General features: G+C 46.4%; 24 protein-coding genes. 11 read left to right on the top strand and 13 right to left on the bottom strand.

Translation table 11 applies throughout. From position 1 onward, the window contains the following. Window positions 1–60: 60 nt before the first annotated feature. From D9Y29_RS00635 to D9Y29_RS00620, 4 genes are all read right to left on the bottom strand, one after another. Window positions 61–1260 (bottom strand): FecR family protein, encoded by a 1200-nt coding sequence (locus D9Y29_RS00635; RefSeq protein WP_127124506.1) that lies wholly within the window; start codon window positions 1258–1260, stop codon window positions 61–63. Between the two features lie 16 nt (window positions 1261–1276). Then, a complete protein-coding gene (locus D9Y29_RS00630; protein WP_164735188.1) occupies window positions 1277–1870 on the bottom strand; it encodes an RNA polymerase sigma factor in 594 nt (197 codons plus the stop codon). Window positions 1871–1949: 79 nt separating this feature from the next. Beyond that, complete coding sequence (locus tag D9Y29_RS00625; RefSeq protein WP_127124504.1) at window positions 1950–2291, bottom strand: HopJ type III effector protein; 342 nt, start codon at window positions 2289–2291, stop codon at window positions 1950–1952. Between the two features lie 139 nt (window positions 2292–2430). Further along, window positions 2431–2661 (bottom strand): T9SS type A sorting domain-containing protein, encoded by a 231-nt coding sequence (locus tag D9Y29_RS00620; protein ID WP_164735187.1) that lies wholly within the window; start codon window positions 2659–2661, stop codon window positions 2431–2433. Window positions 2662–2727: 66 nt separating this feature from the next. On the opposite strand from D9Y29_RS00620, the gene D9Y29_RS00615 reads away from it, so the two are divergent. Together D9Y29_RS00615 and D9Y29_RS00610 are read left to right on the top strand one after the other, a co-directional pair. After that, window positions 2728–2913 (top strand): hypothetical protein, encoded by a 186-nt coding sequence (locus tag D9Y29_RS00615; RefSeq protein ID WP_127124502.1) that lies wholly within the window; start codon window positions 2728–2730, stop codon window positions 2911–2913. 123 nt (window positions 2914–3036) lie between these two features. Then, window positions 3037–4653, top strand: a complete 1617-nt coding sequence (locus D9Y29_RS00610) for a PAS domain-containing sensor histidine kinase (protein WP_127124501.1) — start codon at window positions 3037–3039, stop codon at window positions 4651–4653. Here D9Y29_RS00610 and D9Y29_RS00605 read toward each other — a convergent pair. Beyond that, complete coding sequence (locus D9Y29_RS00605) at window positions 4611–5021, bottom strand: response regulator (protein ID WP_127124500.1); 411 nt, start codon at window positions 5019–5021, stop codon at window positions 4611–4613. The two genes, D9Y29_RS00610 and D9Y29_RS00605, sit on opposite strands and share 43 nt — an antisense overlap. A gap of 104 nt (window positions 5022–5125) precedes the next feature. On the opposite strand from D9Y29_RS00605, the gene D9Y29_RS00600 reads away from it, so the two are divergent. Beyond that, window positions 5126–5959 (top strand): isocitrate lyase/PEP mutase family protein, encoded by an 834-nt coding sequence (locus D9Y29_RS00600; protein WP_127124499.1) that lies wholly within the window; start codon window positions 5126–5128, stop codon window positions 5957–5959. A 4-nt stretch (window positions 5960–5963) separates the two neighbouring features. On the opposite strand, the gene D9Y29_RS00595 is transcribed toward D9Y29_RS00600, so the two are convergent. Then, window positions 5964–6839, bottom strand: coding sequence for an AraC family transcriptional regulator (locus D9Y29_RS00595; RefSeq protein WP_127124498.1), 876 nt, complete (start codon window positions 6837–6839; stop codon window positions 5964–5966). 218 nt (window positions 6840–7057) lie between these two features. Here D9Y29_RS00595 and D9Y29_RS00590 point away from each other — a divergent pair, with 218 nt between their 5' ends. Further along, window positions 7058–7423: a hypothetical protein gene (locus tag D9Y29_RS00590; RefSeq protein WP_127124497.1), complete on the top strand. Its 366-nt coding sequence runs from the start codon at window positions 7058–7060 to the stop codon at window positions 7421–7423. A 153-nt stretch (window positions 7424–7576) separates the two neighbouring features. Continuing rightward, window positions 7577–10639 (top strand): sensor histidine kinase, encoded by a 3063-nt coding sequence (locus D9Y29_RS00585; protein ID WP_127124496.1) that lies wholly within the window; start codon window positions 7577–7579, stop codon window positions 10637–10639. 10 nt (window positions 10640–10649) lie between these two features. Here the strand turns inward: D9Y29_RS00585 and D9Y29_RS00580 are convergent, their stop codons facing one another. Continuing rightward, a complete protein-coding gene (locus tag D9Y29_RS00580) occupies window positions 10650–11291 on the bottom strand; it encodes a response regulator (RefSeq protein WP_127124495.1) in 642 nt (213 codons plus the stop codon). A gap of 690 nt (window positions 11292–11981) precedes the next feature. On the opposite strand from D9Y29_RS00580, the gene D9Y29_RS00575 reads away from it, so the two are divergent. Then, window positions 11982–13316 carry an OmpA family protein gene (locus D9Y29_RS00575; RefSeq protein WP_127124494.1) on the top strand — a complete coding sequence of 445 codons (1335 nt, stop codon included), beginning with the start codon at window positions 11982–11984 and terminating at the stop codon, window positions 13314–13316. A gap of 402 nt (window positions 13317–13718) precedes the next feature. Here the strand turns inward: D9Y29_RS00575 and D9Y29_RS00570 are convergent, their stop codons facing one another. Next, window positions 13719–14189: a hypothetical protein gene (locus D9Y29_RS00570; RefSeq protein WP_127124493.1), complete on the bottom strand. Its 471-nt coding sequence runs from the start codon at window positions 14187–14189 to the stop codon at window positions 13719–13721. 317 nt (window positions 14190–14506) lie between these two features. Here D9Y29_RS00570 and D9Y29_RS00565 point away from each other — a divergent pair, with 317 nt between their 5' ends. The 4 genes from D9Y29_RS00565 (at window position 14507) to D9Y29_RS00550 (ending at window position 19412) form a co-directional block, all read left to right on the top strand. Then, window positions 14507–15862 carry a Gfo/Idh/MocA family protein gene (locus D9Y29_RS00565; protein WP_127124492.1) on the top strand — a complete coding sequence of 452 codons (1356 nt, stop codon included), beginning with the start codon at window positions 14507–14509 and terminating at the stop codon, window positions 15860–15862. A 17-nt stretch (window positions 15863–15879) separates the two neighbouring features. After that, complete coding sequence (locus tag D9Y29_RS00560) at window positions 15880–16908, top strand: DUF6807 domain-containing protein (RefSeq protein WP_127124491.1); 1029 nt, start codon at window positions 15880–15882, stop codon at window positions 16906–16908. Between the two features lie 251 nt (window positions 16909–17159). After that, a complete protein-coding gene (locus D9Y29_RS00555; protein WP_127124490.1) occupies window positions 17160–17744 on the top strand; it encodes a diheme cytochrome c-553 in 585 nt (194 codons plus the stop codon). Between the two features lie 129 nt (window positions 17745–17873). Beyond that, on the top strand, window positions 17874–19412 hold the full coding sequence (locus D9Y29_RS00550) for an MFS transporter (RefSeq protein WP_127124489.1): 1539 nt from the start codon (window positions 17874–17876) through the stop codon (window positions 19410–19412). A gap of 94 nt (window positions 19413–19506) precedes the next feature. Here D9Y29_RS00550 and D9Y29_RS27115 read toward each other — a convergent pair whose 3' ends face one another. The 3 genes from D9Y29_RS27115 to D9Y29_RS26440 form a co-directional block, all read right to left on the bottom strand. Continuing rightward, complete coding sequence (locus tag D9Y29_RS27115; RefSeq protein WP_127124488.1) at window positions 19507–19848, bottom strand: four-helix bundle copper-binding protein; 342 nt, start codon at window positions 19846–19848, stop codon at window positions 19507–19509. 243 nt (window positions 19849–20091) lie between these two features. After that, entirely contained in the window at window positions 20092–21132 is a 1041-nt protein-coding gene (locus D9Y29_RS00540; protein ID WP_127124487.1) for a linear amide C-N hydrolase, read from the bottom strand. A 116-nt stretch (window positions 21133–21248) separates the two neighbouring features. Then, window positions 21249–21413, bottom strand: coding sequence for a hypothetical protein (locus D9Y29_RS26440; protein WP_164735185.1), 165 nt, complete (start codon window positions 21411–21413; stop codon window positions 21249–21251). Window positions 21414–21448: 35 nt separating this feature from the next. On the opposite strand from D9Y29_RS26440, the gene D9Y29_RS00535 reads away from it, so the two are divergent. Continuing rightward, on the top strand, window positions 21449–22180 hold the full coding sequence (locus D9Y29_RS00535; protein WP_127124486.1) for an SDR family NAD(P)-dependent oxidoreductase: 732 nt from the start codon (window positions 21449–21451) through the stop codon (window positions 22178–22180). Window positions 22181–22248: 68 nt separating this feature from the next. On the opposite strand, the gene D9Y29_RS00530 is transcribed toward D9Y29_RS00535, so the two are convergent. Together D9Y29_RS00530 and D9Y29_RS00525 are read right to left on the bottom strand one after the other, a co-directional pair. Next, window positions 22249–23067 carry a helix-turn-helix domain-containing protein gene (locus D9Y29_RS00530; RefSeq protein ID WP_127124485.1) on the bottom strand — a complete coding sequence of 273 codons (819 nt, stop codon included), beginning with the start codon at window positions 23065–23067 and terminating at the stop codon, window positions 22249–22251. A gap of 41 nt (window positions 23068–23108) precedes the next feature. Then, the gene (locus tag D9Y29_RS00525; protein ID WP_127124484.1) at window positions 23109–24074 is read right to left on the bottom strand and encodes an aldo/keto reductase; all 966 of its coding nucleotides are present in this window, start codon (window positions 24072–24074) and stop codon (window positions 23109–23111) included. Window positions 24075–24247: the final 173 nt, after the last annotated feature.

The following is a 24247-nucleotide window of genomic DNA, read 5'->3' as shown; positions in this document are numbered from 1 at the left end:
ACCGTGATACAGCAATGACCGGTCCTGGTGCATCGTTGATCCTATAGAGGAAGAGGTTCTTTAAGGAAATATTATCAGGCGTTTTCCATCCAGCCGGAAATTAACGCCGGACATTTTCAAGCCTTTCAGTACTTCGGAAAGGGGCAGTGATCTTTCTATTTCACCAATGAAATCCAGGTTGGGCACTCCATTCTCATACACTACTTCCAGGTCGTACCAGCGTGCCAGCTGTCGCATGATCTCCTGCAGATTTACATCCTGGAAATTGAATCGTCCTTCTTTCCAGGCGATGGCCTGTGCAAGGCCTTTCTGATCCAGTTTTTTTACAGACAATTGCTGAGCGAAAGCCTGCGCTTGTTGTCCGGGCTTCAATGTTACCTGTTGTCCGTTGCCGGTAACGCGAACGGCACCCTGCATGAGGGTAGTATTAACAACCTCATCCTCCGCATAAGCTTTCACGTTAAACTGTGTGCCCAGCACTTCCACAATGTTCTTATCGTTGATCTTTACCTTGAATGGCATCTTTGCATGCGGGGCAATATCGAAATAAACTTCTCCTGACATTTCCACTAATCTTTCCCTGCCCGAGAACGTTACAGGATAACTGATAGAGCTTGCGGCATTCAACCATACTGTAGTGCCGTCAGACAGTGTGAGCCGGTAAGTTCCGCCTCTGGGTGTACGCAATGTATTGAATGCCGGGGCGGCTTGTTTATTATTTGACGGAGCATAGATCACCTGTCCGTTACTGTTCTGAATCTGGCTGCCCTGTTGAATGGCCAGTTGACCATTGTTGCTACTGTCTAATGTAATGGCAGTTCCATCAGCCAATGTGAGTACGGCTTTCTGTCCACCGGGCGCGATATCTTTCACCGGTTGTGCAATCACTGTTTCCTTCGCTGGTGATCTGTCTTTCCCTGACCAAAGGTATATGGCTGCACCTGCTATCAAAACAATGGCTGCGGCATAACGGACCCAGGCTGTTCCCAATCCCCATATCCTGCGGGTACGTGCAAGGTCTGACCGGGATTCCGGCAGGGCCAGGTCCTTATCAACTGCCAGTACTTTTTCCAGGGAAAGCCTGAGGCGGTTGCTGTCAACAGGGCTTACAGGCTCTTCAGTCATTTCACGGAAAAGTTCCTGCATTGCTTCATCACTAACGTTATCGGTTATTCGAAGTAGCTGCAGCTTTTCCTCATCTGTGAGGGTGCCGTTGCAATATTTGGCTATAAGATCTTTGGCGGTTGCTTTCATGGCCATTTGATCGCTTTGTATATTAATAGAAGAGTGGTGTGCCGGAACGTACTATTGCATTGAAGAAAAAATCAATAAAAAATAGTGGAAGAAAAATATGGCCTTGTTCCTGCAGGAACTGACGGATATCCTGCAAAGCCGTAACCAATGAGTTTTTAACCGTGCTGACCGAAAGATTCAGGCGGGATGCGATCTCTGCGGGCTTTAATCCTTCTTCGCGGCTCATCAGGAAAATACGGCGCCTGGCGGGCGGCATTTCTGCTATGGCCTCAGCCACAAGGCGTTTTACTTCCCCTGCATGTGTAAGCTCAGCCGGGGTTTCCAGGTCGAGGCCGGACTGGTTCATGGAAAATGTCTGGCTTGTTCTTTCTTTCAGCAGGTTTTTCCGGATCAGTGCAATGGCTTCTCTCGATGCGATGGTAAAGATCCAGGCGCGGAAATTTTCGATCTGCGGGAGCTGGTCGCGCGAGAGCCATACTTTGATAAAAGTTTCCTGAACAGCTTCATCCACCTGGTCAGGGTTTTGATCGAAGCGTTTGAGGAAATGGAGGAGGCGGGGATAATAGTCATGGAATATCTGGCTGAAGGCGGTTTCATCACCTTCGGCAACCAGCATCAGTAATGCTCTCTCGTTTTCTGGTAAATGGGTTGTCAATCAGCTAAGTGATTTCACTGAACAAGAATTTGAAGATGCATTATTTAGCTGAAAGGGCCGGCCCTTCAAAAGCGATCCCTTCCCATCCATGTTTCATGAACTGCCTGATGTTCTGGTGGTCCGTTCCATCGGGCGTATTCAGCACAGACTGATAATGTTCCGCAAATAATAACAAGGTGTCTTCTTTGCTCAGGTTGTTCAGTTGAGCAAAGGAGAAAACTTTTGCACTGCCCTGGTTCTGCGTTGCTTCATTATAAGCTTCGCCGTTTTTGAAGGCAGCAGGCTGGTGTTTGTAGCGGGCTTCAATGAAGCCGATCACTTCTTTGAAAGGAATTGCATTGGCATTGAGGCTTTGGATCAAATCTGTCAGTTGTTCTTGCATCTGAATACCTTGAATTGAAATGAATTGATTATGTGAGGAACAAAAATAGAAAAATAAAAAAGATAATACTGTACAAATGGCAAGGCCCTCCCAAAGAATTGGGAAGGCCTTTTCAGTGCCGATTTGAAGCGATTTTATTCTATTTCTTCAGGAATTTTACCGTTTGTGTCTGACCATTCATGTTCATCGTAGCGATGTACACATTACCATTTATGATGGATGCAGGTATCCTCACCCTATTTGTTCCCTTTTCCAGTTTTACTTTTTCTGCGGCGATGATGCGTCCTGAAATATCGGTGATCCTTATCCAGGCGTCTTCTTTGATTCCGGAGTGGATGATCAGGTGAACAGATGAGTTCTCAGCTTTCAATTTCCTGAAGCGGATTATTCAATATGGGTAAAGGTCATGTGAGAACTTGAATTGTACAAGAAGGGTGTGTATACTAATTTGCCCAAACTGCCAGGAATTGCCGATGAGGCAAAAGTGGAAATTCATTATGGAGAGAAATTACAGCGCAGAACAATCAAACAATATGAGATCAAAGTGACTGGTCAGACTTCCGGTGAATGGATCTGGTTGGGCGATACAATCTCCGCAACCGGAAGCCCCCTTGTGGAATGAATTCTACAAACTGATCGATTCCTGATAAAGCAGTCTCCGCCCGGGCTGCTTTTTGATTTACACAAAATGATGTTTACAAATTCGGCAACAATAATTACCTAACTTTAAACAAAATAGACGTGAATGCAAAACTGGGAGCTTCCCTTCTCATCCCTGCTTCCGATCTCATCCGCCGGCAAATCGATCCTGAATGCATTACCCGTTGCAGTGTATACCTGTAATGTGGAAGGGCGGATCACTTTTTTCAATGAAGCCGCTGTGAATCTTTGGGGTTATACACCAGGCATAGCCGATGAAACATTAAGGTATTGCGCCTGCTGTAAAGTTTTCGTGGATGGTGCGTATGTCCACCCGCACCAGACACCAATGGCCATTGCACTCCAAAGCGGACAGTCGTTCAGGAATGTTCAGGCGATCGTGGAAAGGCCTGATGGAACTAAGTTCCATGCTACAGTAAATGTCAATCCGATCTTTGATGATAATGGACAATTGATGGGAGCGGTGAATGTTTTCCTGGATACATCCGATTTGAAGGAATCTGAACTGCAACTGCTCCGCGCAAAAGCTTCCGAGCTCACCGAGATGGAGGAAATGTACCATAAGATGATCGAAGAAGTGGAGGACTATGCCATCATCCTGCTGGATGCCAATGGCATCATCCGTAACTGGAATAAAGGAGCGGAAAAGATCAAAGGTTATCGCGACCATGAAATAATAGGAAAAAGTTTCCAGGAATTTTATCTCGAAGCTGACAGGAATGGGGGATTGCCATTGAGCCTGCTGGAGAATGCAAGAACAAATGGAAAAGCAATCCATGAAGGATGGCGTAAAAGAAAAGATGGAAGTGCGTTCTGGGGAAGTATCGTGCTCACTGCATTGCATGATGAAGCAGGCAAGACCATCGGTTTTTCAAAAGTCACCCGCGATCTTACAGAAAGGAAACTGACTGAAGACCGTGTGAAAGAATATCTTCAGCAACTGGAATTCCAGAATCGCGAGTTGGAGCAATTCGTGTACGCGGCATCGCACGATATGCGGGAGCCATTGCGGAAGATCCATTTGTACAATAGTTACATTGCGGAAAATAATGAAAATACACTCGATGATCAATCCAGGATATTCCTGGACCGTTCCATCAAGGCCGCCAGCAGGATGAACAAATTGATCGAAGACCTGCTGGCTTATTCCAGGGCAACTGCCAAAACCAACCAGGAATCAGTTGCAGACCTGCAGCAGATCATCGATGAGATCGAAACAGGTTACAAGGAAGATCCGAAAATGAACGGCCTTGTGATTCGCAGGAATGATCTTCCGAAAATTGCCGGCGTTTCCTTTCAGTTAAAACAACTTTTTTACAACCTGATCGACAATGCCATCAAGTACAAACATCCTGACAGGGAAGTGGAGATCGATATAAATTACCGGTTAGTAAAAGGAACAGCACTGAGTCAATTGCCTGATGTTTCCAAAGATTACCTGGAACTAACGGTGAAGGACAATGGAGTTGGTTTCGATCCGGAATATTCTCAGAAGATCTTCGAGATCTTCCAGCGATTGATTCCTGCTGCTTCGATAAGGGGATCTGGGATCGGGCTGGCTATCTGCAAAAGGATCATGCAGAACCATAATGGGGCCATAGAAGCCGATGGTATACCGGGAGAGGGGGCCAGTTTCAGAATATACTTTCCCCTGGTGGATCAGGCCCTGCATAACCGCAATAGCTTCCGCGCCAGTTCATAACATTCCTGGAGGTGGAAGGGCTTGATCAGGTAATCGGTAGCGCCGTTATTCAAACATTCCTCGATGTGCAATGGCGCATTGGAAGTACTGAGGATTATTTTGGGTGTACTGGAATAGCGTGCATCTTCATTCAGCGAAAGCAGCAACTGTGCGCCATTCTTCTGAGGCATATTGTAATCGAAAATGATCAGGGAAGGCATTGGTATTGTATCACTCCCCATCAAATATTCTAAAGCGGTAATCCCATTGTTGAACAGGTGTAATTGTACCTCCGGTTCGATGGAATGAATAGCTGTCTGCAGCAGCTCAAGATCCTCTGCATCATCATCTGCCATAACAATATGTATCGGGCTGTCTGTCTTCGTCATACAAAACAAAATTGGAAAGCGGATAAAACAAATTTAATATTTTTTCCATCGTCATCCCAATGCTTGTTAACTTCAGGATGCATTTTTAATCAATAAGGAATAATATGCAAACAGTTTCGCAATTGCAGAAAGGAGAAGCGCTGAAGAAACTGCATCAGCGTTCAGGCATATTCGTTATCCCTAATGCCTGGGATGCAGGTTCGGCCAGAATATTGACAGGCATTGGTTTTGAAGCTATCGCCACCACCAGTGCAGGACTGGCATTTGCCAGGGGAAAACCGGATGGGGAAGGAGCTCTAACCAAAGGCGAAACCTTCGAGAATGTAGCGGAGATCATTGCTGCTACGCATCTGCCCGTTTCTGCAGACCTGGAAAATGGATATGGCGATGAGCCGGAGGATTGTGCAAAGACCATCCTGGAAGGAGCTGTGCTTGGGCTTGCCGGTGGTTCCATCGAAGATGCCACAGGCCGGCCCGGTGATCCGATCTACCCCTTTGAACTGGCGGTGGAGCGCGTACGCGCTGCCGTGAATGCAGCCCGTGATCTTCCCTTTGAATTCACTCTGACCGCGAGGGCTGAAAACCTGATCTATGGCAGGCCAGATCTGAAAGATACGGTGAAACGTCTCGTTGCTTATGCTGAAGCAGGTGCGGATGTGCTTTTTGCTCCGGGGCTTTCTACCCGCGAAGAAATTGAAACAGTAGTGAAAGCAGTAGCTCCCAAACCTGTGAATATTGTAATCGGACTGGGCATCACCCGATTCACGCTGGAAGAGCTGGCATCCTTCGGTGTAAAAAGAGTGAGTCTGGGTTCATCTCTTGTAAGGGCCGCCTATAGCGGTTTCTACAAGGCAGCAGAGGAAATAAAACAAAACGGGACTTTCTCTTATAATGCTGGAACGCTGAGTTATGGCGATATCAATGAAATGCTCAGGTAAGTTGCTATTTCCGTTTATAACCGGAGATATAGTTTGAAGGCGTCATACCAGTTACTTTCTTGAATACCCTGTTGAATGTAATGGTATTGTTGAAGCCGATGGAATAGGCGATAGAAGAGATGGAATCGAAATCGCCGTTGATGATCCTTTTACAGGCTTCATTGATGCGGATCTCGTTCAGGAAACTCATATAGGTTTTCCTTGTATGTTTCTTGAAGTACTTGCAAAAAGCATGCGGAGTGATATGGGCTACTTCAGAAACTTTCTTCAGGGATATGTTTTCCGCATAATGCTCTACGGTATACTGATAGATATCGTTCATGCGCAGGCCCTCACTATCTGTAAATGAATATTTGGAGAATCCATTCGACAGGGATTTCCAGTCTTTCACTTCATTGGCAAAAAATTGCAGGAGCCTGAAAAATTCGAACAATCTTTCTGCCCTGTCCGTAGTATTGATCCTCTTGATCATGAGCGAAGCCATGCCGCAATATTGTTCCGGTAACTGATAGCCATTACCGGCATTGAGCAGGAATTTCCTGATCCCATCCAACTCCTGCAGGTTCAGGATGCCTTTGAGGAGCGAGTCCTGGTCGAAATAAACATGTATGGCATGTATATTATTTTCCTGCTGGTTTTCGAAATAATGTGCGTCGGCCTTGAAGATATGAGGTTGATTGGCGCCAAGCAGATAAACTTCACCTGGTTTGAATGGCTGTGTGTAATTTCCGGCAATGAAAGTGCCTTCGCCCTTGATGATCAGCGTGATCTGGGCTTCGGCGTGGCGGTGATAATAATTGTAAAAGTAGGGAAGTATGTCTTCCTGTACCGCCAGAGAGCCTTTTTGGACAATCGGAACTGTAAATTGGAGGACTTTCATTAAACCAATATTACCAATTTTTGCAGAAATCTGCCAAATGCCGGACAATTTCTGTTTATAATTCGCTAATCAGGGTAAGCTTCAGGCACAAAAAGTGGTGAAAGTTGTTGGGAAAGTGGGACAATAATTGATGGTTGCAAATGATTTGCCGTAAAATCGTTGCGGGAAAGCCTGTTTTAGCCCGGATTATCGTCTTAACAAGAGTTATCAGAACATTCATGAATACAGACCTTCTTGTAATACCCCTCTTCCTGTTTCAATTACTCATCACCGTTGTAATAGAATCCCTGTTGCTGTATAGGTTCAGGTACCATTCCATGCTGGCCTGTCTGGTATTTGCTTCGCTGGCCAATACCATTTCAGTTGTTACAGGTGGATTGTTGTTGATGCAGTTTGCTGAACCGCTGTTGGCATCTTCTTCCTTTCCCTGGAACCTGGTGCTGATCTTTTGCGCGCAGGCGCTGCTGGTAGAGTTCATTGTATTGAAGCTTTGCCGGAAAGATTTCCCGGCATCCAGGCTGGTGCTTCCCGTATTGCTGATGAATTTCCTTTCTTCTATTCCACTTTATTTTTTGCTTTCATAATCGCTGTAGTATTTTTATTGCCGGGAAAGATATTATTGTAGTTTTGCGCATACCTTTTCAAACCTTATCCTTCCGTTACACAGGTAATACCGGCAACGCTCCCTTTCGAAACCATTACATTAAACCCGCCCGCTCAAACCGGGCCTGTACTTTATGAAAGTAGTTGTACTGTATTCTATCCTTTTATTATTTCCAACCTGTATTCTTGCGCATGATTCCCTGCAGTACACTGTCCGGCAGTATACTGATGAGAATGGTCTGCCGCAAAACAGCGTCAAGGCAATGGGCTTCGACAGAAGCGGTTTTCTCTGGATGAACACGGAGAATGGCGTTGTACGATTTGATGGACAATTCTTCCGCTCCTTCAATAAGAATCAGCTACCGCTTGTAAGCAGTCGCATGTCCTGGCTGCATCCTGATCTCCGGACAGGGGCATTGATCAGCGTTACTGAAAGGAACCAGCTGATCCGGATGCAGGATGGACAGGCTACATTGTTATCGGACCATCCATTATTCTCTGAAGTTGATCTTGAGCCTGATACAAAAGATGAAAACTTCAAAACATACAGTGCACTGGGCCTTCCCAATGTGTACGCCAGCCTGATCCATGTTGAAAGATATAAGATGAGCCCAACGGCTGACAGGTACTATTTGCTCACTAATGATTCCGTCTATGCCTGGGACAAGGGAAAAATGGAGTTTTCCTTACAGTACAAGTCTGGAAATTTCTGGCAGTTTTTCCTGATGGGAAGCAGGTTATACCAGATCCAGGGTACACAGATCACATTAATAGAAGCCGGGCGTGATATTGCAACGGGAGAATTGCAGGGAGATATTCGTCTTCATCCCGGGTTCCTTAACGGGAAGGAGAAACCGAAGGTTTACTGGAGTACCTGTGCCGATCAGGTATTTGTTGTAATGGATAAAACTCTGTACATGGTGAAGCCGGGAGCAAAGAAAGGGCTTACCACTGAACTGCTGATGCGGGAATTCGATTATGAAGCCAACAGGATCACAACTATCTGCTATGATACCCGTTTCAAGCGGCTCTTCATGGGAAGCCAAACCCGTGGGCTGTTCCTGTTTACGAGGAAGCCTTTCTTTACGATACGCTCTGGTCAGTCCGACGCAGATGAAGTGTATTATGCACAGGCTGAATTGGGGAATAATAGAATAATCACGCCCCAGGGGTACCTGTTCAACCTGCAGGATATTCATGAAGTGTTGCCTGAACTCAATAAAAGAATGAAGGAAGACAGGTCCAGTATGGTGCTGGACCATGATAAGAATATCTGGGTGAAGCACCGGATGAAGTTGTATTGCTTCGATCCGGAAGGCAGGAAGCTGTTGAGGGAGTTCAGTTTTCCTCATAATATCACCATGTTGTATGAAGACCAGGACAGTAACCTGATCGTTGGCGCCAAAAGGCATCCTGCCTGGCGATTCAGTCTGAATGATCCCCGCTCAAAACCTGCCATCGTATATCCTGCGATTAAGGATCTCTGTTATATTCAGGAAGAAGGGGCAAAAAGGATGTGGATGGGCTGCGGAAATGGTTTGTACTGCATCGATAAGGCAACCGGAAAGATCGATTCCATTAAAGAATTATCGGGCAAGTATATACGAAGTTTGTATGTGCGGCAGGAAGGCGAGCTCTGGGTCAGCACTCATGAAGATGGATTTTACCTCTACGATGGAAAAAAGCTGGTTGCCATGCCGATGGACAAAGGGGGATACCTCGCATCAGCGCATTGTGTGATCGAAGATGAAAATGGTTTTTTCTGGATCACCACCAATAAGGGATTGTTCCAGACTGCCAGGCAGGACCTGCTGGATTATGCCGCAGGTAAACTGCACAGTCCGTACTACCTGTATTACGATAAATACACCGGTTTCAATACGAATGAATTCAACGGCGGATGCCAGCCCTGTGGCCTGAAACTCAAGGGTGGTTATTTCTCGCTGCCTTCTCTAAATGGGCTGGTGGTGGGTAATCCATCGAAGCTTGTGCCGGAAGTGCCTTCACTCAATCTCTTTATAGACAGGATCGAGATTGATGGCAACTCCATTCCGCTGGCCGATACCATTTCGCTGGACAAACATTTCGATTTCTTCCGGCTCTTCGTTACTACCCCTTATTTTGGTAATCCTTATAACAGGCATCTCGATTTTTCACTGGTGAAAGATGGGAATGCCGGCACCTGGTTGCCGGTTGATGGTGATGGAAGTATCAAGCTTTCTTCGCTGGCTTCGGGTTCTTATGAGATCAGGATCCGGAAGGCGAATGGGTTTGGCGCCAATAACCACCTGGTGAAAAGCGTGTTGCTGGTAGTGCCGCTGGCTTTTTATGAAACTGCCTGGTTCCGTTTGCTGATAGCATTGCTTGTGATCATCGGGTTCTTTTTGTACATGCGGATCAAACTGCGGTATATCCGCAGGAAGAATGCGCAACTGGAGGAGAAGATCGATGAACGAACAAAGGCGTTGCAGGCAACACTGAAGGAATTGCAGCAATCGGAAGAAAGTATGCGCAGGCAAACGCGGATGCAGGAACGGCTGATTGCTGCTATCACGCATGATATTAAAACGCCGCTCAAATATCTTACCGGCGCAGCCAGAAGATTGTTCGAAAGCACCGAAGGGGAGAAGGCGATGGATGATAAGAAACGAAGCGCCCACCTGATCTACGAATCGGGATACAGGATGTACCACCTGACAGATAACCTGCTTCAATATATCAAGCTGAACTCTTCACAGGGCAGCATCGTAATGGATAAGCTTTGTTTGAATGAACTGGTGGAAAACAAGCTGCAGATCTTCAATGAGATCGCTGCGGAGCAATCCACCAGGATCGAGAACAATATTCCCAGGGAAACTTATGTGCTGAGCAATCATCACCTGCTGGGGATCATAGTGCATAACCTGATCGACAATGCAGTGAAGGCTACTTTCGAAGGTGTTGTGAAAATATCGGCAACTACAGATGAAGATACTGTTAGTATCCTTGTGGAGGACAGTGGCTTTGGTATGAACAAGCAAACGCAGGAATGGTGTAATGATGAAGCGGGTACTGCGGTAGCCACCAATGGCGTTAGCAGCAAATCGGGTTTGGGACTTATCATTGTCAAAGACCTTGTGGCGCAGATGCAGGGGCGTGTGAGGGTCAGAGACGGGAAAGAAGGAGGAACAGTTGTGGAGCTGATCTTTACAAAATGATAGCAGCGGATCAGGATGCCTGTCCGCCGTACAATCTTACTTTTTCTGCCAGGTCTATTACATTGGCAACATCCAGTTTATCGAAGATCCTCGCTTTGTATGTGCTCACTGTAGAAATCTGCAGGCTGAGCATGCTGCCGATATCGGCAACACTTGAACCTTTAATGAGTAATTGCATCACTTCCATTTCCCGGTTGGAAAGGGCTTGCAGGGGATTCTTTGCAATGTCTGATTTTGTATTGAGGCCGTTGAGCAGGTGCTGCCTCACGGTGGAGCTGATGTATTTCTCGTTGTTTAGAATGGTACGGATAGCCGTTTTGAGGTCTTCTTCAGGTGAATGTTTCACCAGGTATCCGTCTACTCCTGCCTGCAGGTAACGAAGTGCGAAGAGTTGTTCATCATAGCCGGAGAAAATAAGGATCCGGATCTGGGGCTGGTGAAGTCGTACTACATCAATCATCTGGAGATTGTTTCCGCCGGGGATATTGATGTCGAGGATAAGCAGGTCGAACCTTTGTTGGTTCAGTAATTTGAGGACCAGGCTGAAGTTTTCTGCTTCGGATACGTGAACACCAGGCATAAGGTCTTTGATGATCAGGGTAGTTCCGTAGCGTACGATCGCGTGATCATCCGCAATCAAGATGTTCGGCATAGTGTGTGTTTCAATGGTTTTCAGTACAGAGCGTTGCCAAACCAGGTTACCCGTTATAACCAAGTTGCTAAAAACGATGCCAAGATACAATATTATTTCTACACGTATCTCTGCTACAATATCGAAGTTTTACTACACGAAATTTGAACACTTACTACATCTGCTTATGAAATGTTAAAATATATTTGTGTGGTCAATCGGATATACCGGTTCTCAACACACGTAGATCAGTCATAGTTACAGTAGAGGATTGATCATAGGTTACTTACTCTGATAGCAGCTCCACTTAGTTCAACGGCAATCCTGCCGGAATTTTCATTATTTCATTTTCTCTATACCAATCGCCAATCCTTTGTAAAGCCTGCTGCGCATGTATTGCGGCAGTATAGTATTTTCCAATATCATTTCGAAAACACGTGCTTGCCTGGTGCATTTCTATGCTACCGGTTTTTATTCGCAGGTCAGAAGAACTGTATAACTAATGACTGATGGTTCCGGTTTCCCGGAGCCATTTTTGTTATAGCATAAGTACTGGAACTATATAGAGCTATTACTGTGAAATAGAAGTAATACTACAATATCTTCGTAGATATCTTACCTGATTCTTTTCCTTCATTAAGTAATTTTGCAGCCGTCAGGATTGGAATGTATCATCATGTGATGTAACCGTCCGGATCTAAAATAATATAAATGATAAGAAGAATTTTACCTCTCGCGGCCTTCGCGATGCTTTTCGCTTCTGTAGCATCAGGCCAGGAAATCTCCAAAAAGAAAGGAAAGCTTATCGGATTCAGCGTAAACGCTACCGACTTCAAAACTCCTAACGACATCAAAGCCACTTCTTTCAAAGACACCTGGAAAAAAGGTGACTGGCACAATTTCAAGAATCATGATTTTGGATTCTCGCTTATGTACTGGCAGGGAATCACCAACAAGATCGACTTCTCAGGCCGTTACAATGGATTATTCACCAACTACTCCAAAAACGGTTCTTCCAATGAGTATTCCAACGAGTTTGAGGGTTCACTGCATGCACGCCTGTTGAACGATAACTATACCGTGAACCCCTTCCTCACAGCTGGTGTTGGTGTTGGCAATTACGGCAGCAGATGGTCTCCTTACGCTCCACTCGGTATCGGCGCACAGGTGAATCTCGCTGGCCTTACCTATCTCTTTGTACAGGCCAATTACCGCCTGGCATTCAACCAGAAAAAACATGACGATAACCTTTTCTGGTCTATCGGCTTCACAGAAAATATCTCCAAGCCCAAAAAATCCGCGCCTGTTAAAACAGTACCCATTCCCGTTATCGAAGCGCCGAAAGACACAGATGGCGATGGCGTGGTAGACAGCCTGGACGCATGCCCTGATATCAAAGGCCTGGCCCAGTTCCAGGGTTGCCCTGATACTGATGGCGATGGTGTTCCTGATAAAGACGACAAATGCCCTGATGTAAAAGGACTGGTGCGCTACAACGGTTGCCCAATCCCTGATACCGATAAGGATGGTGTGAACGACGAAGAAGACAAATGTCCCAATGTAGCCGGCGTTGCCCGTTACAATGGTTGTCCAATCCCCGATACCGACAAGGATGGCGTGAACGACGAAGAAGATAAATGCCCCAACCTGCCTGGCCCCAAAGAGAACAATGGTTGCCCCGTAGTGAAAGAGGAAGTAGTGAAAAAAGTGAATGTAGCAGCCGGAAAGATCTTCTTCTCCACCGGTACTTCCAAACTGATGGCAAAATCAAATGCCTCTCTGGACCTGGTAGCTGCTGAAATGAAGAAAGATGCCGACCTCAAACTGAGCATTGAAGGTCATACCGACAATACCGGTACTGATAAAGTAAACCAGCCGCTGAGCGAAAAACGTGCACAGGCAGTACTGGCTTATCTGAAATCAAAAGGTGTTGACGAAAGCAGGATGACTGCAGCCGGTTTTGGTTCTTCCAACCCCATCGCAGACAACAAAACTGCCAAAGGCAGAACACTCAACAGACGCGTAGAGCTCAAACTGAGCTATTAAGATAGTTCTTGGATCATGGTTCAAAATCGGATGCTATTCCAGAGGTACAAGGAATAAGCATCCAAGGGTTTCTTGTAAAGGTTCCATTCTTATCCTGGCCCCGTTTTCACGGGGCTCAGGAAAGAGTGGTTTTTTATTTATTGACATTCCTCAAATTGTCTTTTTCGGTTATCCGGCCTGTTCATGCGGAAAACAACCCCGTTGATGGAATGTATTGGCGTATTCGTGTACTATCTCGCAAAATGAAACAGAATCAATGTTACTTTGATATAAACCGTGCCGTTATGGCATTTGGTTTTTCTCATGTACAGTTTGAAACTGATTTTCCGCGAGAAGTCTATCTGGTTTCGAATCGCAGGAAATTAGTGTGACAACCCCGTTTAAGTCACTAAGGAAATGTATCTACATTTCCTTTTTTCTTGCCTTTACGGCTTTCTTCACTTTCACAATTGCCGGAATCCTTTCTGTATTTTCTGCCAGTTTCTCTACCAGCTCCTGTAGTAACTTCAATTGTTCTGATTGTTCCTTCAATGATATTACAATTTGTTTCATGTTTACAGCAATGGATGGATCGATACGGCAGGGAAGGGCCTTCCCGGTTTTGGCGGGAATTTGTTTTTCTGCGATGGGAACATAATCGTACCTGATCTTTTTGAAATAACGGAGAATGATATCCGTAGAATTCCTTTTCGGTTCTGCCTTACCGGCAATCCAGTTGTACACTTTCGAGAAACTGATCTTCTGGGAAGCGGCAAAACTGCGCACATCTGTTTGCTGCTGGTTCATTGCTTTCACCAGCTCTTTTACGATCTGGGGGATCTTTCTGGGAGGATTGGCCGGTAGCCTGATGGGACGATGCTTTTTTTCTGACATGAAAAAATTGTTTTTTGTTTGAAAATGGAATAACAGAACTGCGGAATGCAGGCACAGCGGCCATTGCAAAGCAGATCATGGCATTGCCAGTTTCATATCAGAAAAAAGGTAAAAATAAAAAGCGGGAGCTCGCTTTTTGATGCGTCCTGGTTGGTTTGATGCCGAAGATAATGAATTTAGCTTTCCTTCCTTTCCGATTTTTTAGTAATTTTTTACCTGCTCCGGTAATGGATATTGCCAATTGGCCGGACAAGTATGGCAATATGATTGACAATTGGTATGTTTTGCAACAATACATTCACACAAATGTCCCTGATATGAAAAAGTCCCGCAGATCGTTCTTGAGAAATACTGCACTTGCCGGCGCAGGCGTGCTGGCAGCCCATTCCGGAATCAGCGCACTTCATTATCGCCGGATCCTGGGAGCCAATGACCGCGTACGCGTAGGCGTGGTAGGTTATTCAGACCGCCATCGTCAATCCCATATGCCTTGTTTCATGAACCATTATAAGGAATTGAATTTCGAAATAGTGGCTGTATCCGATATATGGAATAAAAGACGTGATGAGGGCGCATCGGCCTGGAAGGAAAAGATGATGCGTGATGTGATCGCCTGCCGCAACAATGAAGAAATGTATGGAAAGAAAATAGTGGACGCTGTGTTCATCAGTACGGCTGATTTCCAACATGCGCTGCATACCATCGAAGCAGTGAAGGCAGGTTGCGATGCGTACGTGGAAAAACCTTTTGCCGAAACGATGGAAGACAACCGTGCTGCGCTCAAAGCCGTGAAGGAAACCGGAAAGATCGTGCAGATCGGTTCACAACGCAGAAGCGGCACCAATTATCATGCAGCCAATGAATTCATCCGCAGCGGCAGGTTTGGTCCGATTACCATGGTAGAGCTCACCTGGAATGTGAACCAGCCCGGACGCTGGAGAAGACCTGGATTGCTGGACCAGATCAAAGAATCGGATACGGACTGGAAGCGATACCTGCTCAACAGGCCCTATGAGCCATTCGATCCGCGCTTATATCTTGAGTATCGCTTGTTCTGGCCTTATTCATCCGGGCTGCCCGGTCAATGGATGAGCCACCAGATCGATACGGTACACTGGTTCACCAACCTCCCGCATCCGCGCAGCGTGGTGGCCAATGGCGGCATCTACATGTGGAAGGATGGAAGGAAGAACTGGGATACGCTGATGGCCGCTTTCGATTACGGTCCGTTGGATGATCTGAGCAAAGGTTTCCAGGTAACCTTCGGTTCGCGTATGCATAACGGTGATGAACGTCCTGCTGAGATCTATTACTCCAATGGCGGTGAACTCAATCTCAATACCAATAAAGTTTCTCCCGCCGGTGGCCTTACCGCCAATCATGCAAAGGCCATGAAAATGGAGGCAAACCTGTTACCGGAACAAAGCCTTGGCGCTTCCGTTGCTGTATCTGCTTCAGCCAATACCGGTGGCGATATACTAACGAGTAACCATGTGCGCAACTGGATGGAATGCGTGCGCAGCCGAAAGCAGCCCAATGCGCCGGTGGAAGCAGGATACAGTCATTCCATCGCAACCATCATGACCACAGCTGCAGCGCGTACCGGCGAGAAAGCCACTTTCGATGCCAAAACGCAGGAAGTGATGGCCGGCGGTAAAATTTTCAAATACTGATCCTCAAAGCCTGTAACATGAGAAACCTTAACAAACCGGTCAGCGGCATCCTGTTTGCACTGGGCATTGCAGCCAGCGCATCTGCACAGGACGCCGTGAAATTTGAAAAGAAGAAAAATGAAAAAAAGATCGATGTGCTGATCGGTGGCAAGTTCTTCACGTCTTTTCTATATCCGGATTCTTTGGAAAAGCCGGTATTGTTCCCTGTGCATACATCGGCAGGAACAATGGTCACGCGCGGCTTTCCCATGATCCCGCAGCCGGGTGATCCCACGGACCATCCGCATCATATCGGTATCTGGTTCAATTACGAAAGCGTGAATGGTCTTGATTTCTGGAACAACTCTTACGCCATTCCTCCGGCACGTAAACCGAAATATGGCTGGATCAAAACACTTCCTGAACCCGTTGTCAAAGGCAACCAGCTAAGCTACCGCGCCAACTGGACCAACCAGGCAAAGGATGTTTTGCTGGAAGAATCCACAACACTTCAATTCAGTGGCAGGGATGGGATCCGTATCATTGAACGCATCACCGAGCTCAAGGCAAGAACTGATGTTGTTTTCAAAGATGTAAAGGATGGAATGCTCGGTTTTCGCGTGGCGCATGCATTGCAGATCCCGGAACTGAAAGACAAGGAATATAAAGATGAACATGGCGTGGTAACGCTGGTGAAAGGGCAGGTGGACAGTATCGCCAATGGCAATTACCTCACCAGTGAAGGAAAGCAGGGCAATGATGCCTGGGGCACAAGGGGCGGCTGGTGCAAACTCTATGGAAAAATGGGAAATGATTCAGTAAGCGTAACCATAATCGATCATCCTAAGAATGTGAACTATCCCACCTGGTGGCATGCGCGAGGTTACGGTCTTTTTGCCGCCAATCCGCTGGGCGAAGCAGTATTCACTAATGGGAAGGGGGCCACCAATCTGACATTGAAGGCGGGTGACAGAGTAACCTTCCGTTATCTCATCGTAGTCCAGAATGGAAACAAAACACTCAGTCCGGAAGAGCTGAATTTGTTTGCCACTTCATTCAGAATGTAAAACACCATAGCATTTGATATTTGATAAGCGTAACATGGACCAAGGTCCGTGTTACGCTTTTTTGTTATGAATTTTTCGTAAAAAATCACATATTTGGGCGATAGGTAGTGGTGCAGGATCGCTCTACCTTTGCGAAGCTCAGGTAGCATGTCTGTTAAGCATCCTGGTTTCAATTTACACATCCTTAATTCCGGGAAAACAAAACAACGGTATCCTTTTATCAATCATCCCATATTCAATCAACAAGTCTAATGAAAAAGAGTGTTTTGTTTTTTAGCGCCGTTTCAATTGGCCTGGCCATTGTAGTTTCCTGTAATAATCAGCAAGTGCAGGAGCCGCTTGCAGATGCATCACTGAGTGCAGACAGCCTGGTGAAGCGTGGCGAGTATCTTGTAACGGTGATCGGCTGCGGCGATTGCCATTCTCCTAAAGTAATGGGACCGCAGGGCCCGATGCCGGCGCCTGGACTGGAATTGTCCGGCCATCCTGCCAGTCAACCCGTTCCGAAAGTGGATACCAGCGAGCTGAAGTCATGGGCATTGTTCAACCACAGTAACACAGCCGTGGCGGGTCCCTGGGGCGTTTCTTTCGCAGCCAATATTACTGGTGATTCCACCGGTATCGGTGGCTGGACAGAAGCGCAGTTCTTCCGCGCCATGCGTGAAGGAAAATACAAAGGCCTTGAGAACAGCAGACCCCTGCTGCCGCCCATGCCCTGGATGAATTATACAAGAATGAAAGACATCGATCTTAAATCGATCTACGCATACCTGAAAACAACCGGTGTGAAGAATGTAGTGCCAGCCGCTATTCCACCCACAGCGCTGGGAAAGTAATTATTACCTGTCCAGACTGTAGTCCCTTATACAATTGTGTAAGGGATTTTTTTTTCTCCAAATACCAGCGCGGTTGGTCTGATCGTTTTGAGCAAGGATTTTGTAACTTGAAACAAGTAATCGATACCTATGAGGCTTTCACCGAAGGACACACTGACCGAACAGGAGATCAAGACGGGATTGAGGTATGTGATAGGGGATGGATTGGCAACGGAAGCGATGAATACGCTTACCGGCGGCGCCTTCATGGTTGCATTTGCGCTCTTGCTTGGTGCCAATAACTTCGAGATCGGATTACTGGCTGCGCTTCCCACTTTAGTGAATGTATTCCAGTTGATCTCCATCTGGCTGGTAAGGCGGTACAATAACCGGAGAGCCATCAGTGTGATCTGTTCCCTGCTTGCCAGAACACCGCTGATACTGATCGGGTGCCTGCCGTTGATGGGCGGAGTTACTACCGTTGAGCCTGTTATCTTTTTCCTTTTTTTTTATTTTCTCTTCGGAAGCATTGCAGGTCCGAGCTGGAATGCATGGATGAAGGACCTGGTGCCTGAATCCCTGCTGGGTTCTTACTTTGCAAGAAGGGCCAGGAATATGCAATTGCTGAATGTGCTGCTGAGCCTTACCCTGGCCCTGTCTATCGATTATGTAAAAGATTATTTCCCGCAATATGAACTCCCCACTTATTCTGTGATGTTCATCGGTGCAGGTCTTGCAGGCGTCATTGGCGCCATTGTTTTGTCCAAAGCGCCTGAGCCGAGATCAACACTCACCAACGAGAATATTTTCAAACTGCTGGCCAAACCGTTGAAGGACGCGAATTTCAGGAAGCTACTGATGTTCAACTCTGCCTGGATCTTTGCTTTCAACCTGGCAACCCCGTTCTTCAATGTGTTTATGATGAAGACGCTGGGTATGTCGTTATCCTATATCATCGGGCTGACCATCCTGAGCCAGCTTGCCAGTATCCTGACAGTAAGGATGTGGGGCGTGTTCTCAGACCGCTACAGTAACAAGACCATACTTGCCATCTGTGCGCCTCTGTATATCCTGGTGTTGATCGGCTGGTGTTTTGTGGGGATCTATTCCAGCTTTTATGTGAATTTTGCTTTGCTGGTACTGCTTTTCATCGCAAGTGGAATTGCTACTGCGGGGATTAATTTGTCGCTTACCAATATCGGGCTGAAACTGGCAACCCGCAATGAGTCTATCGTTTACCTGTCAGCGAAGAATATCGTTACATCCGTTTTCTCATCCCTGGCTCCGCTGGTGGGCGGATTGCTGGCAGATTATTTCACCAGCAGGAAGATCGTGATCAATATCGAATACACAGGCCCGAAGGTCAATAAGGTATTACATCTGATCAGCCTGCATGAATGGAATTTCCTCTTCCTGATAGGGGCGGTGCTTGCCTTTATTTCACTGGAGTTCCTGGTGCGGGTGAAGGAAACCGGGGAGGTGGACAGGGATGAAGTGATGCGTGTGATGCGCAGCAGTATCCGAAACAACCTCAAGGATTATTTTCTGATCGGTCAGCTGATCGGCTGGCAGGAACAGTTATGGGGCATCTTCAGAAGAACATTGCATCCTGAGAGATACCCGCAAAAAAAGAAAAATAGAAAAGTAAGCATGCCGGCTGAAAAGAATGATCCTCCTGAACATTCCTGAGGCAGGTTTACAGGGCCCGGAGTATAGCTGGCAGGATCGGAAAATACCAGTGTTTGTTAAGCTACCTGGTTCCCTTATTGTGGTTTCGGTTTGTTCAGAGATTGATCATTTGCAGGCAGACCTTCATACAACGACGACATTCTTCCGCACAAATCCTGCAATGCTCCATGCCATGCCGGGCATGTTCATCGCAGATATCCGCGCAGCGCTCACAAACAGCGGCGCAAAGCTGGCAGAGCTGTTCGGAGAAAGCGCCTTCAAGGCTCATTATCTCAGCAGCGGCTTCGCAGATTGCGGCGCATTCGAGATTGGACCGGATGCAATTGGTGAGCATCTGAACATCCTGTTCCTTCAGGCATTCCACAGTGCATTGACGGCAGGCGCTGGCGCAGGCCAGGCAGGCTTCAATGCAATCCCTGTATTGTTGATCGATCATATGAAGTTTTACAGGGAACCATAAAAAAATTATACCAGCTCGTATTAAAAAGATAGAACAGCTTACGGAGAAGCGGTCCCGGATGAAGATATTCTTGATAGATATGGATAAAGATTTCCCCGTAAAGACCATTCAGGAGATATTGAATGAGGCCATAGCTCTGGTAAAGGATTAGGTTTGCCAGTTATCTGCAAACTGGGCTCTCCATTCCGGATTATCCAAATAATACCTTCATTGTGACGGTCACAGAGTCAATCCCAGGAATTTGAATGGCGCTGAATCCCGGAACTGTGCAGCTGCATTTCCCGCATACATTTCTCCGTTAGACAGCGGAAGTTTTTTCACTTTTCCATTTGCAGAAAAATCTACGTCTTTGAAGTTCACCCAAAAGGTATTGGGGGTAAGTACAGTTTCAAAGTAATACACCAGGTTCTTGTGATCGGAAACGGATCTCCAACGTGTTGATGAGATATTTGGCTGGTCCGGCGTTGTTATGCCATAAGGTGTGGAAGCATTTCGGATCACGCTGAATACACTGGCAACGGCTACACGCGTATTATCTGTTTTGGGAATGGCTTCGGTGTAAAAGGAAGCGCGTACAAACCTGTCCGAGGCGCGGTTGGTGCCGGGAAGCATAACGGTGCCGCCTATCTCTTTCCAGTACTCATTCAGTGCAAGCTGCTTGTCGTAGGTGGGAGAATTGGTCATTACCAGGTAATCCTTGCTATGGTGAATGATCAGTTTTCCCTTGATGTATTCAAGAACCGCATTGTCGCCCGATGGATCGGAGATCGATAGATGCAGGTTAGCCATACGGTCTTCTCCCGGTACTTTATCAGATACCACGATGAATTTCTCCTGTTCCAGTTCTTTTACTGCTTCGGCCACAGTGGAGAATTTATCCAGAACATACTGCACCCAGGCCGCAATGCTGAGTGCGGGTTTGCCGGATGTATAAGTTGGGTATTCCGATTCTGCCAACCAGAGGAGATTAGCCACCAGGCCTTTTTCGTTCATGCCATCGGTGCTGCAGAATTCGTAGGCGGAGCAGACAACGCTGCCATATTGGGATGTCCATTTCAGTGAGTTGGGACCTGCTTCTCCTGATCTTTGCATGCCTTTGGGGAAGATCCACAAACTGGGCATGATATCCTCTTTCCAGTCCATTGATCTGGCTGTAAGGATAAGGTTGTTCAGACCCTTGTACATCACACGGGTACAGGCATCCGACTGGTTTGCGAAGCTGCAGAAAAACAAAGTGGTTGTGAGGAACAGTGATTTCATTGCGCGATTTTTTTAGTGAAAAGATGGTACCAGGAATTGATACCTGTATTTAATAAAATCCGCAGGAATGATCAGGGCTTACTACGTTTAAAGGAGGGCGATACAAAGATAGTCTTTTACATTATTACATTGCCCATAACTGTAATTTCCTGGTTGGGCAGGTCCCATCCGCTGGTATTGATATTGACCTTTAGAGATGAAATCGATTTTTCGCCAGCATGCGATTCCTTCAACCGGGATTGAATTATTCCTGCTTCGATGCTGATTGGTTTGGAATACATGGACAGCCTGCTATACTTGTGGCCAAAAACATTTCATGCACAATACTATCGATAAGAGGGCAGCGCTGATCACCGGCGCCAACCGTGGACTGGGACTGGAGCTTTGCAAGCAGCTTAATAAAAAAGGGTACTTCGTTTTCATGGGCGTGCGGGATTTGAAAAAAGGAGAATTGGCATTGCAGACCCTGCCAAATCCTGACCGGGCAACATTGCTGTTGCTGGATGTTTCAGATCCTGCTTCAGTGGGCAGTGCAGTAAAACAGTTGGATCACGCAGATTATCGTTTACAGATCCTCGTTAATAATGCCGGTATAATGATGGATGGTGATGTAATGAAAGATTCCACTACAGATATAGCGGTAGAGCGCCTACGGAAAACTTTCGATACCAATTTCTTTGGATTGGTGGAACTGACAAACCAGGTATTGCCTTTTTTATTGCAAACACCTGATTCCCGCATATTGAATATCTCCAGTGATATGGGCTCATTGCAATTGCATGCACGGCAGCACCCGCTGGCCCGCACTTTTGCTTACAATGCCAGCAAGGCAGCACTGAATATGTATACCATTCATCTGGCCAATGCTCTGAGGGATAAAAATGTAAAAGTGAACGCTGTTCATCCCGGCTGGGTGAAAACAGATATGGGAAGTGAATATGCTCCATTGGAAATCCCGGAAGCCATTGAGCCGATAGTTGAGTTCCTGTTGAAAGAAGATCTGCCTACAGGAAAATTTGTATTCAGGGGGGAGGAGATAGCCTGGTAAGGATTGCCGGGAATATTTTGCGTGTTTATGTTGAAGGCAGGATAGTAAAAGCAGTCCAGCTTTAAGGCTCAGTACTGTGCCAGCCATTCCGTAGGTGCTTTGCCAAACTTCTTTTTGAAGGAATGCGAAAAATGCGACAGGCTTTCAAAGCCAAGGTCGAGGTATATGGCCGATGGTTTCCTGTTCTTTTTTTCTATCAGGTACCTTGCTTCAGATAAACGTTTTTCAAGTAACCATTGCCGTGGCGGCATCCCGAAAGTTTTTTGAAAATCCCGCTTGAAGCCGGCAAGGCTTCTTCCTGTCAGCCTTGCGAATTGCTCAACCGGGATATTGTAATGAAAATTGCTGTGCATGAATTTTTCCAGGTCTATTTTATGAGGTTCGGAAAAATCGAACAGAAATTCCTTCAGCTCCGGCATGGCATCCAAAAGAAGGTATACGGCTTCTTTTACTTTGAGCATACCTACTTCGGTGGTTATCTTTTTCTCCGGATGGCGTACATAGGGAAGAGTGGATTGAAAAAAAGCGTGCAGGAAATCATTTCCGGGGATCAGTAAGTTGGAAGGGCCTGTATATTTTTGAGCTATCACTATTTGCTCTTCAAGAGCAATTTTCCTGAGTAATTCTTCTTTCAGCCGAATGACAATGGTTTGATAACCCTGTAAATCCTCAGGTGTTTTGGTAAGCTCACCGAGTTGATTCTTTCTAATCAGCATCATCTGACCACCGCCCATCGATATCTTCTGATTCGCGGTTTCCAGGGTAAACCGGCCAAGGACCTGCAATACAAGCGTATTGTCCTCCATGAACGCACATTTCTCCTTTCGCATGGTGGAGTAGTAAGAGAAAAAAATGACCCCCGGAAGTATTTCAGTTGGATTCATCATTCTATAAAAATACAAAACTGCACGCCTTATGTTCAATTCTGTTATCGCTGAAGATAGGTGCTGCCTGTAATCGCGCCCGGAGCAAATACTGTATCGAGTGTATTCAATTCTTCTGAGCTGAATGTGATATCCATGGCCTGCATATTCTCCGGCAGTCTTGATCTGCGGCTCATGCTAACCAATGGCATGATATGGCCTCCCTGCAGGTTCACCCAGGCGATGGCCAGCTGTGCCGGTGTGTAGCCTTTTTCATTTGCCATTTGTTTCAATGTTTCTACTTTTTCCAGATTCTTTATCAGGTTCTCTCCCTGAAAACGGGAAAAATGGTTAAGGTAAGAATCGTCAGGAAGAGGTGCTTGCATTGCGCCGGTTAACAGTCCTTCTGCTGTATTGGCAAAGGCTACTACACCGATGCCAAGCTCATAGGCAACAGGGAGCAGGTCGCTTTCAATCTGGCGGTCTGCCAGGGAATAACCTATTTCAAGTGCAGTTATAGGGTGAATACTATTGGCCTTGCGCAATTGATCTGCTGTAATTTCAGAAACGCCGAGATAGCGCACTTTCCCTTCTTTGATGAGGTCGGCAACGGTTCCGATCACATCTTCCATGGGAACACTGTTGTCAAGCCTGCAGGGTTGATAGAGATCGATTGTGTCTACGCCCAATCTCACCAGGGAATAATTGATGAAGTTTTTGATGGACATGGGACGAAGGTCCAGTCCAAGTAAATGGCCGCCATAAAACACAGCCCCAAACTTTACACTGATAAATGCATCGTCCCTTCTTCCTTTGATGGCTTTCCCTACCAGTAGCTCATTGTGGCCGCTTCCATAGAAATCTCCTGTGTTCAAAAAGTTGATACCATTGTCCAGTGCTGATTGAATGGTGGCGATGCTTTCGCTTTCATCCTTCGTTTCACCTCCCCATACGGAAGACATGCGCATACAACCTAATCCGAGCTTCGACACAATTGGTCCGTTCTTTCCTAAAGCAATCTTTGAGATCATTGTACTGTTTTTTTAAAATGAGGATACAAAGATCGGCCAGGGTGCAGGGGGCTGTTTTCTTCCATAGCTCATTTTGCTTGTCTGCGCGGCTCAGGTGAAGTGGTAGCCGCAAACCACCTCCATATTGCCGCAAGTACACCTGATTTGAGAAGTCTGCAGGTTTTAACTTTGTT

Source organism: Pseudoflavitalea rhizosphaerae, assembly GCF_003991355.1.
GTDB classification, from domain to species: domain Bacteria; phylum Bacteroidota; class Bacteroidia; order Chitinophagales; family Chitinophagaceae; genus Pseudobacter; species Pseudobacter rhizosphaerae.
The sequence above is the reverse complement of the archived record's forward strand: the minus strand, read 5'-3'. Positions and strand labels throughout refer to the sequence as shown.